Origin of the sequence: Stygiolobus azoricus, assembly GCF_009729035.1 — an archaeon.
Taxonomy (GTDB): Archaea; Thermoproteota; Thermoprotei_A; order Sulfolobales; family Sulfolobaceae; genus Stygiolobus; species Stygiolobus azoricus.
The window spans coordinates 315,313-327,651 of record NZ_CP045483.1 but is presented as its reverse complement, the minus strand read 5'-3'; the positions used below and the strand labels follow the sequence as shown (position 1 = coordinate 327,651).

Sequence of the window (12,339 nt, the reverse complement as noted above, 5' to 3'; positions counted from 1 at the left end):
CACTCTTCCTCTTCCCAATCCTCCTCTTCTTCCCAATCCTCCTCTTCGTCAAACTCGTCAAAATCTTCTTCCCAATCCTCTTCAAATACCAATCTATTCACCAAAACATCACACTTACAATATCCTTAAAAAATTTCCTATTTACTTCAGCTTATTAACTTTCTCTTAGAAAATTAATTATTGGGCCCGTAGCTCAGCCAGGATAGAGCACCGGCCTCCGGAACTTGAAGAAAGCCGGTGGTCCCGGGTTCAAATCCCGGCGGGCCCGTTAATTATGATAGTACAATAGATAGTTTATCAGATCGTTTTTAGTAGTAATATCGTAAGGATCACTACTAGACTCTAAAAAAATAGGTCTGGTAAGATGTCTATATTTCCTAGATTGATAGAGGACATCAGTTAATAACCCTCTTCGTATCTCTTTCTTCTGTTTATCTCCAGGAAATTTATATCCACATTTTCTGCATCTAAATCCCTTATTCTTTCCTAAAGACTCTGTAGAACTACCGCACTTAGGACACCTAGGGTTTACAGGTTCAAATGAGTTTAGGTTTATAATCTTAATACTTTCGGCTTCAATTACTTTCTTAAAATAGCTTGATGGTTTTATGCAACCTGTAACCAATACTTCGTCTCCTTCTCTTAGTAGTTTGGAAGCCTCATTTAACTCCCCAGTTTCTTTATAAAATATTATTGGTGTGTTCTCCTTAGTATTAACTAGAACGTCACCTCCTTGTAAGATTTTGACCGATTTAACAGTCACAGACATTTGTACAGTCTGATAATATGTACCTTTTCTAGAAATGTGAGAATTAGTAGCTTGATTTGTCTTAAATAACATAGCTCCAAAAATTTTGCTAGAAACTTTAATTTGTTCTAAAGCTTTTATAAGGATTCTAGCATCTGTACCCCTAACCCCATATAATACAGGATCTTCACCGTGCGATACTATTTGAATCTTCTTTTCTATATAATCATAATTTGCAAAGGTATGAGGAAAATTCTTTTCATCGAATTCTATTACAGATTTCTCATCAACTCTACGAGGCTCGTTATCATTCCTATACGTTAATATCTCGTATGTATAACCGCTTACTGCTGGATTAAAACCTAAAGATGCAATACTTCCTATTATCCCTCTGTCCCCCTTCACTATTATTCCATATCTCTCGGCAATCTTTCTGGCTAAATCCATCGTTACCACATCTTTTACAGCCTTCTCGTAAAATTTATTTAAATAGTTAGCAGTCTCGGCAAATGTAATTGCAATCCCAGGTTTCCTATTAAATTTCACAGCCTTTGATATCTCTTCCACATACTCTAATGATTTTTGCCAAATTTCCTCAGCTATCTCTTTAATGTCTATGTCAGTTCTAAAGGATAGTCTAATACTTGCGTTACCTCTGGTTTTCCACGGTATATTTGGATTTAATCTAACAAGATAGGGAAAATCGGTAAAAATCACGTTATATTTTTCTCTCAAATAACGCATTAACAACACAGAAAAATGTGTAGTACATCCTGCTACTGGAGAATCATGATCATCAATACCTAAAATTACTTCTTTACTACGCTCTTGCCTTCCACTATTATCATTGTTAATGTTGATCTCACCTTAGGTAATTTCCTTACAGTATTAGTTACAAAATCCTTTAATTTATCTAATGAATCAGCTTCAACTTTAGCAACTATATCATACACTCCATAAACTACATGAACCTCAGTTATCTCTTTCATGTTTTTTAATTTATCGAACACTTCTTCTTCTCCTCCAGCATCCGTATTAATGAGAACTATCGCAGATGCCAATTTTGACCCAAGAAGGTTTATTAGCAATAAAGTTATAATAATTTTATGACAATTAATGAAGCTATTTATTATAGATTATGACCAAGATGATCCTAAGAAATGCACCGGTAAAAAACTAGTACGTTTAGGTTTTGCTAAGTTAACTAAACATGAAATGGGAATAGTTCTAGATCCTTTTTCAAGAACAACTTTATCTATAGATGATAAAGAACTAGCTCTTAAAGAGGGTATTACTGCTTTAGATGCGTCGTGGAACATTATTAATGAGAAAACCTTTATAAAGAAAAATACACATAGGAGATTACCTGTTCTTTTCGCAGGAAACCCCACTCATTACGCAATAGCATATAAATTGTCGACGTTGGAGGCTCTTGCTTCAGCACTATATATTCTAGATGAAGTAAATGAAGCAATGAAGCTATTAAATACTATAAAATGGGGGCATACTTTTTTAGAATTAAACAAGGAAATACTTGAAGCCTATAGGGGTAGAAAAGAGAAGGAAATACTTAAGGTAGAGAAGGAAATAATAGATAAGATCTTAGGGCTGAATCCTTTTTCGTAATAATGGAAATCTTTTATGTTCGTTTATCCTGAATTAATTTGAACGAGATGCTCAAACCCTGCAGGGTGATGGTGGCAATGCCACAAGCCCTGCAGGCTTACACGGAGATGTGAGCAAATGCCTTTTGGCTCGAAGGAGACCCATGACCTTTGCGGACTATGTGTCCACAAGGTTGAGGGCTAAGTCCCTACATTGATCACGAACATAAAATGAGTGAAATGAAAGTGTAGGGACAAACGGAGCCTACCAATAACCCGGCTTCTGTATTTAGGGGGAATTCGACTTAGCGTCAAGAGAAGGATCAGATCCCCTATTCATCTCCTTCTCTACTTGCTCCGAGAAGGTCGGCCGTTTCAACCGGTATAATGGATCTCGATCCCCTAGCTTAGTCACCTAAGCTAGGGGTTATCTCATTTTCATCTTCCATTATACCGGTCTCGTTTCTGTTCCGTAGCCAAGGGTTCTACCCTTGTCTTATACGACTTCCCTGGGGATCTGGAGGCCGGAGTTTCCTCAGGGTATATTACCCCGTATCCCCCTGGTAGGCTCCCCTTATATTTTACACTGGAGGAGGAATTAAAATTGACGCTAGTATTACTCCTGCTATTATGGCAATAGAAGCTATAATTAGAATTGTAGGAGATACCTTAACCTTCTCTCTTTCTTCTTCATAATATCTAATCAAACCTGCCATTGAAACCAAAGGTACTGTTTCTTTCTTTCTCTTTTTACTAGAAGGCATATCTATTTTCTCCTCATACTTTTGATTTCTTTTATAATTTTTAAGGCTTTCTCTGAATCTTGTTCAATAATATTACCAGTAACTATAATATCTGCACCAGCGCTTGCTAGAAGTTTTCCGCTCTCTTCATCTCTTATACCGCCTCCTACTATGATTATAGCATCATCTACATTGCTTTTTACAGCTTTAATAGCTAAAGGATTAATTGTCTTTGGAGCTCCAGATCCAGCTTCCAAATATATGAACTCCATCCCCATATACCTGGCCATTAAAGAGTAAGCTAAAATTAATTCAATATTCTCATATGGTATTACTCTAGCTTTACCAACATGTGCAGCAGTTCCACCATGACCTATAATAATGTATGCTGTAGGTAAAACCTCGAGTCCTAATTTCTTTATAATTGGAGCAGCTACTAATTGTGCACCGACAACGTAATATAAATCATCAGAATTTAGTAACGACATAAAAAGAATTGCATCGGCTTTACTTGAGATCAGATTTACGTTACTTGGAAATATAATCGTAGGTAAACCAAATTCTGTTAAGCTCGATATGATTTTATCTAATTTCTCCTGTGAAACTCCTAGAGTACCTCCTATTAGAAAAGCATCAGTTCCGGCTTCCACTAATTTTTTGCCCAAATAATAAACTTGGTTTTCATCTACCTTGTCGGGATCGAACAATGAAAAGTGAATAACTTTACCATCGTTAAGTTTCTCTCTAATGTAACTCTTCACTTTCCCCTTTAGTCTCATCTTCAGTCTTCTCCTCACTACTACTTGATAAAATTTCAATCTTTCCCTCATAATATAAATCGATAAACTTACCATATGCATTAGCTTGATCGTAAACTGGTGGAACATCAAACTCAGCTTGTAATCCGCAACTACCGCACTTTATTTTAGCTTTTCCATCTTTAATTGTAACGCTGAGAGCTACTTTTCCACATCTGGGGCACTCAAAGATATCAGGTATTTTTGGTTTTGGCTTTTGAAGGAGTTGCTTTCTTTTTTTCCTTCTTCCTCCCACTCTTCCCTTCACCACCTATCTTTATCCTAATTCCAGTATTAAACACTTCTACAAAGATAACATATACGATCCCTGCTATTAACGTACCTATAACACCAAGATATGCTAACTCTAACGGAGATAAAGCCAAGATATATAACCTCATCTCATAACTAGCTTTCTTAGTATAAATGACTTATCCATACTATAAATCTCTAATAAAATCTCTCTCATAGTAACTAGATCGACATAAATAGACCTTACCTTATCTTTTTCTAATGCCAATTCCAAAGCCTGTAAATGATAGCATTTTGAGTTCTCTATATTCACTCGTTTTTCTACAATTGGATTTTTTCTGAAGATGCGGTAATAGAAGTGAGGACAAGAGCAATAATTCTCAGAGAGTATATAATCCTTATCCTTACCCATGAATACATATATGGCAAATAATGAATTCGTTAAAGTTATTTTAATAATCCTATTCTCTATGAGAGCAGCTTCTTTTGCCTTTACTGTTAAACTTTTCACTATAAGTATTCTGACGATGGTAATTATATTTATATGTTACATCATAGATAGAAGGTGGACCGGCCGGGATTTGAACCCGGGACCTCTCGGATTTTGGCTTATCGATGCCAACCGAGCACTCTTCCAGGCTGAGCTACCGGCCCATTATCAAAAGTGTTAATCTTAATAATTAAATCTTTCTTCCTTAACCTCGTCATAGAGTTGTTCGTTTAGTAACAAAGTGAGTTGGAAAACAAAGGAAATAAATTGATAATCGACATGAAAATAATACAACTTTACGTACTTTATTAGATTTATTTATTATAAACCCAGGTCATCACTACCCCTGTGTTTCAACTGGACACATTATTTCATCCTATAAAACAAAATCGTTGTAAAAATCCATGCTATTATACAAACTGCAGTAAATTACAATCTGTAATCATCATAGTTTAGTCTAATCTTCATTTCCAGTGGAAATAGAGGGGGAGATGTTTATCATAATACTTTATTGTCTCCAGTGGAAATAGAGGGGTGATTTACCGGGGAGTTAAAGGTTAAAAGAAATATTGACGTAATTACAGTAAATAATGAGTGATATAATCGACCAAGTGTTATCGTCTCTGAGCAAGGGCAAGATATTCAAAGCCAGAGAACTACTCCTACCAGATTACGTTCCCGAAACTCTACCTCACCGAGAAACTCAAATACGAAAATTAGTAGAAATAATGTCTCCTTTGGTAAGGTCTGAAAAGCCTAGTAACATATTTATATATGGTTTAACAGGAACAGGTAAAACTGCTGTTACAAAGTTCGTATTAAAGAATCTGCACAAGAGATTTCCTTCTAACTTCACTTATGTTTATGTAAATACTAGGCAAAGTGATACTCCATACAGAATTTTAGCGGATATATTAGAAAGCTTAAACAGTAAGGTACCGTTTACTGGACTTTCTACAGCTGAACTTTTTAGAAGATTACTAAAAAAATTAAATGACATTGATTCCATTGTAGTAATTGTGCTTGATGAGATCGATGCAATGGTAAAAAAGCACGGTGATGATATACTTTACAGGTTTACACGTGCTAATAATGAACTCGGTAAGTCATTGATATCGTTGATAGGGATCACTAACGATGTTAAGTTTATTGAAACATTGGATCCACGAGTTAAAAGTAGTTTAAGTGAAGAAGAATTAGTATTTCCCCCTTATAACGCAGAAGAATTAGAAGATATTCTTAAACAAAGAGCCAAATTTGCCATATACGAGGAAGCTATAAGTGACGAGGTAATAAGACTTTGTGCAGCTTTGGCAGCAAGAGATCACGGTGATGCGAGAAGAGCTCTTGATCTTCTAAGGGTTGCAGGAGAAATAGCAGAAAGAGAAGGTAAAGACAAAATAACGGTTACTGAGGTTGAGAAGGCTAGAGTGGAAATAGAGAGGGATAGGGTTTATGAAGTTCTTTCTACTCTTCCTTTTCATTCTAAATTAGTCTTGACAGCTATTCTAAAGGGGTTAAAGAGTAAATCTACGTTGACTACTGGAGAAGTTTATGAGATATATCTTAAGTTAGCAAATAAGATAGGAGTAGAAAACGTGACCCAAAGGAGAGTAAGTGATATTCTAAATGAGTTAGATATGGTAGGGATAATTACAGCTAAAGTAGTTAATAGAGGAAGATATGGTAAAACTAAGGAAATAAACCTGGCTGTCAGCGAAGACATTATTTATAAAGCTATTGTAGAAAGTGATGAGAGAATTGCAAGTTTGTGGAGTTGACGATGGTTATTTTCCGCTTGAGTTTAAGGGTGGTAAAGGAAAAACTGTTCTTTTATCTTCAAAATATAACGGCAAACGGCTCATAGGGATTGATTTTGACTTAATTTTAGTTGATGGTGATGATGGGACATCAAAGCTTAGGAACATTTTAGAAGGTTGTGAAGTAGTCTTCACAGATGGGATAACCCTAGGCGGGTTTAATTACTTGGATCCAGAGGAATTAAGGAATTATGGTATCAATTACATAATATTTTATTCTAGGATACCCGATATAAAGGACGTGACACATGCACTTTTAAAGCATTTTAGCGGTGATAAAAGGACTAGTATTATTTTAAATGTTTTAGAAAATTTAGTTTTACTACCTACTAAAAAAGGAAACGTATACATTAGCACTAATCTTAGCTTACCTTACGCTTCTAAATTGATTAGTTATTATCAAATTTACGTTAAAGAGCCGGAGCCACTTAGGACTGCACATACTATTGCAAGTTCTCTTTCAAGGTTCCTTCTTACTAAAAAATTATTGACATAGTTCTGTCTCTTGAAGTGCCTTTGATAATTTTATCCTTTCTTCTCTTTCCTTAAGTCTTTCCTCAAATATTTTCTTCTCTTTCTCAGTTCCAGGCGTTATTTTTTGGATAGGTTTAGGCTTGGCATTTTCGTCTATGGCTACAAATGAGAATACTGTTCTGGTGACTAATCTTTTTTCACCTGTATAATGATTTATGGCGAAAACCTTAGCACCTACGTCCAAGGATGTATTTCCGGTATACTCTACAGCAGCCTGAATCTCTAATATATCCCCTATTCTAACGGGGGACAAGAAGTTTGCGGCTCCCGCGCTTCCAGTGAATACATTTCCTCTGCTGTAAAGTTTTGCTACTATTGCAAGTGCTTCATCCAACATTGTGTACATTTTACCTGCATAAAGTATTCCATTTCCGAATCCGTGTTCCGGATATATTGTTCTTATATAACTTTTACCGAAGGTCATTCCAGGTAACAAATCCTCTTGATCTAAAATGTCCTTTTTCTTTTTCTCTATCCTTTTCTCCCTTCTTTTATTTGCCTCTTCGTCTGAGCCTATTTTCACAGGTAACTTTCTAGGTCTACCATTCTCGTCAACAGCTACATAAGTAGTGAGCCCTAGTGCTCCTAATTCCTCTTTTTCTCCCCTCTTTATACATGCTTTAACTTTAATTTCAACAGAGCTCTCCCAACCTGCTGTAGTCTCGGCTACTACTCTTATAACGTCTCCTACTCTTGCAGGTTTAAACAGATAAATATAATCAACAGATGCGAGTAAATAATTACCGCGGCTCACATTTGACATTAAGAGCCCGCTAGTGTCGATTAACCAATTCATATATATGCCACCATGTAAGCTTCCGAAATGATTTGCATGCCAAGGGAAAACGTTGTAATAAGTGTCAATCTTATACATTCAGATTCCCATTTTCATAGTTCTTACTGGTGTATATAAAGATTAGGAGAAACCCGCAATAGACCTTAATCTTTCATCCCCTCTTATCTCATGAATGTAAGCAGATACTTCAGCTGGAACTAGTTTCTCCCATTCGTTGTTGTTTTCTATTATTAACCTTCTGATAAAAGTCGAGTTGTATATCTTCCTGTCATATGCAGGCGGTTCAATAACCTCATAACCAGCTTCTTTGAATAGTCGCATAACTAGAGGATTCCTACTTATAATAACATCGAATTTAGGGGAGAAAGATTTTACATGGTAAACCCATACACTGTTCATTAAGATGTCCGGTATAGGAACAAAGTATATGAGAGATAGATCAATGTTACTACCTTCTAGGGCTCTCCTTATCATCTCCATTCTTTCTCCAGCTGTGAAAGGATTAGAGAGTGTGTGACTTTCCTGAGCGCTACCAATAACGATTATAAGCTCGTCAACTCTCTGAAGAGTCCATTTAACCACCTGGAGATGTCCTAAGTGGAAGGGTTGAAATCTACCTGGGTAAAGACCTCTACGCAGACTTCATCACCTTCTCGCAGATTAAGAATATGAAAGGCACTCCCCTTATTAATTCCGATCTCAATAAATGAATATCCGTTTTTATATACCAAAAGTTCTTGTCCATAACTTTCTCCAAAAGTCTTTACTTGGTGTAATTCATACTCTTGCCCGTCTTTAAGTATTAGTTTTCCGTTTATGTTCACTAAAAGATCCTTATCTATCCTTATTGATGTAGTGACGTTTCCGAAATGATCTACGTAAATGACTTTACCACAGGCTTTCAATTTATTTTCAGCTATTTTCTCTAATTTATATTCAAAATCTAGATTTGTGATTTGACTTATTTCCTCACCGAATATCTTCATATCAACTCCTAGGGACAATAGAGCCGTCGTTACCGCGAAGATATCCCTGCCGTGAAAAGTATTGGAAATCCTTTTTGAAAGGTACAATCTGGGATTTTTTATCCATATAATCGATTTTATTCGATCTTCGTTAGCTGCAGGAAATAGGACTCCGTTATCAGGTCCTACAAAGAAGTAATTAGTAGATTTAATAATAAGGGGTTTTCTAGATGTACCAACACCGGGATCTATGACTACTAGAAATATTGTTCCCCTTCTAAAGTATTTATATGCAGTGTAGAGTAAGTATGCTCCACTATAAATGTTAAATTCCTTTGCTTGAGGAGTGATATAAGTAATTTCTATCTCTGGGTTAAACTTTCTAATTACTGCCTCCATCACTCCGTTATAATTATCGGAAATTCCAAAGTCAGTTAGGATTGCTATTTGTTTTCTCAATTTTCTCCACCATAAGTTCGAGATAAGATTTAAGTGTACGCTCTCCTGTTATATCGTTTTCGTGTAAGAAATTATTAACAAAGTTTAACAAACTCTCCTCGTCGACGTCAATTCCTTCAATCTCCAAGAAATCTCCCAATCCTTTGACACTATCAAGAGAAATTGTGTAATTGTTTGCCTTAAAGTTCCATCTGGTTTTCTCTAGCTCTATTACCTTTTTAAATCCCAAATTCTGTAAAATTCTGTCCATATCCTCAGGGCTAGAGATCTCGACGTTTATTTCTAACCTGGATTTACTTTGTGAGGATAGTTTAGGTCCTTTGTAGGTAAGTTCTATCTTTCCGTTACTTTTCCTTATTCTTAAGGCCTCGTCGGTTTGGCGAAAATCTCTAATTGGACTATTGTAATATATGTCTTTTTGGGTCTCTTCTCCTAGAAAAATATACTTATTTTTTAGCTTTGTTAGTAAGACTCTTAAAGGTGGGCTAAATAATTTTATTTTAACTTCCCTTTCTATGTGTGCCATCAAAAAATGAATATTAACGAGTATATAAAAAGGTACGAGAAGTTATTCATAGTCTCACCCTCATTTAGAGCGAAACAATTAGCTAGAAAGTACGGCTTCCTAGATTATATGATTGAAAGATATATTCATATGATGGAAGACGAGCTAGAAGATTTTCTGTATCATTGTAGTGTACCGCTTGTAAAGAGTATTAGATGTAATGACCTTTTGATAGATTGTGAGAGACTTGTATCAAGACTAGAAAATAAGGGCTTTAAGTTGGAGAAAGTTAAATGGCTTCCACATGGTTATAAAGTTATAAAACAACCAAAAACTCCCTCTTTAGGCGCTACAATAGAATATTTGTCCGGATATTATTATATACAAGGTCTTGCTTCAATGGTTCCACCTTATGTTTTATCTCCGCTTGAAAATGACCTAGTTCTTGATATGGCAGCTTCACCGGGGAGTAAAACAACGCAATTGTCACAGTTAATGCGTAATAAAGGATTAATTCTAGCAGTAGAAAAATCTAGAGATAGAATTAGAAGCTTAATGTCTAATATTAATAGAATGAAGGCTAAGAATGTTATTTTACTTCGGACAGATTCTAAAAACTTAATTAAAACCTCAATGAAATTTTCAAAAATATTACTGGATGCTCCATGTAGTGGGGAGGGTCTAATTCCTGAAGATCCTAGTAGAAAGACAAAGACGAGTATGTCCGACTTGAAAATCTTTTTCGAGGAGCAGCTTAAGCTTATTACAACTGCTTATTTACTTCTTGAGGAAGAAGGTATATTAGTTTATTCCACATGTAGTATAGCCCCAGAAGAGGATGAGGCGGTAGTAAATTTTGCCATTGAAGAACTAGGGATGAAGACGGATAAAATTGAAGGGTACCCGGCTAATCCTGGATTAGAAGAGTTCATGAATGTGAAATTCAGCTCTGAAGTTAAAAATTGTATAAGGTTTTACCCGCATAAATCACATACAGAGGGGTTTTTTGTTTGCAGGCTAAGAAAAAACTAGACTATAGGCGTATTTCTCTTGATGAGTTTCTTTCCATAGTAGAACAAATACTTAAAAGTTACAATTGTGATAATCTAAGGTTCTCTCAGCTTTTTAAAGACAAGGAGATATTTCTCTTTTCCTCCAGCTTTGATCAGATAGAGGTTTTTTCTAGTAAAAACTATGATAAATTAAATGAAATTCTTACTAAACTTAGGGAAGTTGATCTATATCCTTACTCAATAGGAGAACCTATCGCAAAGGTCGTGAAAGGAAAGGCGTATCCACTTTTACTTATGTCTGAGTACTTATCGCAAGTTTGTAAAAATAAAATTTTCTTAAATAATTCAAAGTTAGTAGAGAAACTTACCTACGGTAAATCCGTATTGATTAATTTTAGGGATGTTAAAGCCACTTGTGAGTTGACAGATAATAAAAAATATTTAATATACTCAGAAGACGGTATTTTTGTAGCTTTTGCTAGGGTTAAAATAAAGAAAAAATTCATAGAGATAATACCTGATTTAGATATAGGTTGGTATTTAAGAGAGGGAAAATAATGTTTATTAGGTATCTGTAGAAAGTATATACTTTAGATTTTACGGTTGGTGATTTGGTATATGTCAACAAACGGTGATGGAAAGAAAGTAAAGAGCCTATCCGATTTACCTGGAATAGGACAAAGTATACTTAATAAGTTGATAGAGGCGGGTTATTCCACACTAGAAGCAGTAGCAGTAGCATCACCACAAGACTTAAGTGTAGCTGCTGGAATTCCACAAACTACAGCACAAAGAATAATAAAAGAAGCTAGAGAAGCATTAGATATTAGATTCAAGACAGCTCTTGAGGTTAAAAAAGAAAGAATGAATACTAAGAAAATTACAACAAGCAGTCAAGCATTAGACGGACTTTTAGGCGGAGGGATAGAAACGAGAACTATGACGGAATTTTTTGGAGAGTTCGGTTCTGGAAAGACACAATTGTGTCATCAGCTTAGTGTTAATGTTCAATTACCGCCCGAAAAAGGCGGTCTTAACGGCAAGGCTGTATACATAGATACTGAAGGTACTTTCAGATGGGAGAGAATAGAGGCTATGGCTAAAGCAGTGGGATTAGATCCGGATACTGCAATGAATAACATATACTATATGAGGGCTATTAATTCAGATCATCAAATGGCTATAGTAGAGGATTTGCAAGAACTGATTACAAAAGAACCAGCAATCAAATTAGTAATTGTAGATTCGGTAACGTCACATTTCAGGGCTGAGTACCCTGGTAGAGAAAACTTGGCTGTAAGACAGCAAAAGCTCAACAAACACTTACACCAGCTAGTTAGGTTAGCTGAAATGTATGACATAGCTACAATAATTACCAATCAAGTTATGGCGAGACCAGATATGTTTTACGGAGATCCGACTGTAGCTGTTGGAGGTCATACCTTATATCATGTTCCAGGTATCAGAATTCAAATAAAGAAGAGTAGAGGAAATAAGAGAATAGCTAGAGTAGTAGACGCTCCTCATTTGCCTGAAGGAGAAGTTGTATTTGCCATAACTGAAGAAGGAATAAGAGATGCTGAGGAGTAAACTACAAAATTAAGGTTTAAACT

At 35.7% G+C, this 12,339-nt stretch carries 17 protein-coding genes, 2 tRNA genes and 1 other RNA gene; 7 read left to right on the top strand and 13 right to left on the bottom strand.

Annotation, left to right across the window (positions count from 1 at the left end; genetic code table 11):
* The first annotated feature begins 182 nt into the window (after positions 1-182).
* Positions 183-268 (top strand) — tRNA-Arg (locus D1868_RS01900).
* Here D1868_RS01900 and D1868_RS01895 read toward each other — a convergent pair.
* Positions 269-1,549 carry a TiaS agmantine-binding domain-containing protein gene (locus D1868_RS01895; RefSeq protein WP_420824484.1) on the bottom strand — a complete coding sequence of 427 codons (1,281 nt, stop codon included), beginning with the start codon at positions 1,547-1,549 and terminating at the stop codon, positions 269-271. It lies immediately after the preceding tRNA gene.
* A gap of 8 nt (positions 1,550-1,557) precedes the next feature.
* Positions 1,558-1,809 (bottom strand): Lrp/AsnC ligand binding domain-containing protein, encoded by a 252-nt coding sequence (locus D1868_RS01890; protein WP_156005087.1) that lies wholly within the window; start codon positions 1,807-1,809, stop codon positions 1,558-1,560.
* Between the two features lie 55 nt (positions 1,810-1,864).
* On the opposite strand from D1868_RS01890, the gene D1868_RS01885 reads away from it, so the two are divergent.
* Entirely contained in the window at positions 1,865-2,374 is a 510-nt protein-coding gene (locus tag D1868_RS01885; protein WP_156005085.1) for a DUF367 family protein, read from the top strand.
* Positions 2,375-2,612: 238 nt separating this feature from the next.
* Here the strand turns inward: D1868_RS01885 and rnpB are convergent.
* The 7 genes from rnpB to D1868_RS01850 all read right to left on the bottom strand — a co-directional run bounded on the left by rnpB (position 2,613) and on the right by D1868_RS01850 (position 4,798).
* Positions 2,613-2,924, bottom strand: an RNA gene (gene rnpB / locus D1868_RS01880) — RNase P RNA component.
* Positions 2,925-2,933: 9 nt separating this feature from the next.
* Positions 2,934-3,116, bottom strand: a complete 183-nt coding sequence (locus tag D1868_RS01875; RefSeq protein WP_156005083.1) for a preprotein translocase subunit Sec61beta — start codon at positions 3,114-3,116, stop codon at positions 2,934-2,936.
* 2 nt (positions 3,117-3,118) lie between these two features.
* The gene (locus D1868_RS01870) at positions 3,119-3,874 is read right to left on the bottom strand and encodes a phosphoglycerol geranylgeranyltransferase (RefSeq protein ID WP_156005081.1); all 756 of its coding nucleotides are present in this window, start codon (positions 3,872-3,874) and stop codon (positions 3,119-3,121) included.
* Positions 3,840-4,148: a transcription elongation factor gene (locus D1868_RS01865; RefSeq protein ID WP_156007918.1), complete on the bottom strand. Its 309-nt coding sequence runs from the start codon at positions 4,146-4,148 to the stop codon at positions 3,840-3,842. The genes D1868_RS01870 and D1868_RS01865 overlap by 35 nt, the downstream gene beginning before the upstream one ends.
* On the bottom strand, positions 4,087-4,278 hold the full coding sequence (locus D1868_RS01860) for a hypothetical protein (RefSeq protein WP_156005079.1): 192 nt from the start codon (positions 4,276-4,278) through the stop codon (positions 4,087-4,089). The genes D1868_RS01865 and D1868_RS01860 overlap by 62 nt, the downstream gene beginning before the upstream one ends.
* Before the next feature lie 11 nt (positions 4,279-4,289).
* Positions 4,290-4,655, bottom strand: coding sequence for a hypothetical protein (locus D1868_RS01855; RefSeq protein ID WP_156005078.1), 366 nt, complete (start codon positions 4,653-4,655; stop codon positions 4,290-4,292).
* 55 nt (positions 4,656-4,710) lie between these two features.
* Positions 4,711-4,798: transfer RNA gene (locus D1868_RS01850), tRNA-Ala, on the bottom strand.
* Positions 4,799-5,224: 426 nt separating this feature from the next.
* Here D1868_RS01850 and D1868_RS01845 point away from each other — a divergent pair.
* Positions 5,225-6,415 (top strand): Cdc6/Cdc18 family protein, encoded by a 1,191-nt coding sequence (locus tag D1868_RS01845; RefSeq protein WP_156005077.1) that lies wholly within the window; start codon positions 5,225-5,227, stop codon positions 6,413-6,415.
* Complete coding sequence (locus D1868_RS01840; protein ID WP_156005076.1) at positions 6,387-6,950, top strand: endonuclease dU; 564 nt, start codon at positions 6,387-6,389, stop codon at positions 6,948-6,950. Before D1868_RS01845 ends, D1868_RS01840 begins: the two co-directional genes overlap by 29 nt.
* Here the strand turns inward: D1868_RS01840 and D1868_RS01835 are convergent.
* The 4 genes from D1868_RS01835 to cyaB are packed head-to-tail and all read right to left on the bottom strand — an operon-like array spanning position 6,939 to position 9,734.
* Positions 6,939-7,862 (bottom strand): acyl-CoA thioesterase, encoded by a 924-nt coding sequence (locus D1868_RS01835; protein WP_156005075.1) that lies wholly within the window; start codon positions 7,860-7,862, stop codon positions 6,939-6,941. The genes D1868_RS01840 and D1868_RS01835 overlap by 12 nt on opposite strands.
* A 42-nt stretch (positions 7,863-7,904) precedes the next feature.
* Positions 7,905-8,423: a nicotinamide-nucleotide adenylyltransferase gene (locus D1868_RS01830; RefSeq protein ID WP_156005074.1), complete on the bottom strand. Its 519-nt coding sequence runs from the start codon at positions 8,421-8,423 to the stop codon at positions 7,905-7,907.
* Positions 8,378-9,148 carry an SAM hydrolase/SAM-dependent halogenase family protein gene (locus D1868_RS01825; RefSeq protein ID WP_231112517.1) on the bottom strand — a complete coding sequence of 257 codons (771 nt, stop codon included), beginning with the start codon at positions 9,146-9,148 and terminating at the stop codon, positions 8,378-8,380. The genes D1868_RS01830 and D1868_RS01825 overlap by 46 nt, the downstream gene beginning before the upstream one ends.
* 31 nt (positions 9,149-9,179) lie before the next feature.
* Positions 9,180-9,734: a class IV adenylate cyclase gene (cyaB, locus tag D1868_RS01820; RefSeq protein ID WP_156005072.1), complete on the bottom strand. Its 555-nt coding sequence runs from the start codon at positions 9,732-9,734 to the stop codon at positions 9,180-9,182.
* Positions 9,735-9,740: 6 nt separating this feature from the next.
* On the opposite strand from cyaB, the gene D1868_RS01815 reads away from it, so the two are divergent.
* Genes D1868_RS01815 through radA form a run of 3 tightly spaced genes read left to right on the top strand, consistent with a single transcriptional unit; the run spans position 9,741 to position 12,316 of the window.
* Positions 9,741-10,745: an NOL1/NOP2/sun family putative RNA methylase gene (locus D1868_RS01815; RefSeq protein ID WP_156005071.1), complete on the top strand. Its 1,005-nt coding sequence runs from the start codon at positions 9,741-9,743 to the stop codon at positions 10,743-10,745.
* On the top strand, positions 10,724-11,284 hold the full coding sequence (locus D1868_RS01810) for a hypothetical protein (protein WP_156005070.1): 561 nt from the start codon (positions 10,724-10,726) through the stop codon (positions 11,282-11,284). Before D1868_RS01815 ends, D1868_RS01810 begins: the two co-directional genes overlap by 22 nt.
* A gap of 60 nt (positions 11,285-11,344) precedes the next feature.
* The gene (radA, locus tag D1868_RS01805; RefSeq protein WP_156005069.1) at positions 11,345-12,316 is read left to right on the top strand and encodes a DNA repair and recombination protein RadA; all 972 of its coding nucleotides are present in this window, start codon (positions 11,345-11,347) and stop codon (positions 12,314-12,316) included.
* Positions 12,317-12,339 lie beyond the last annotated feature (23 nt).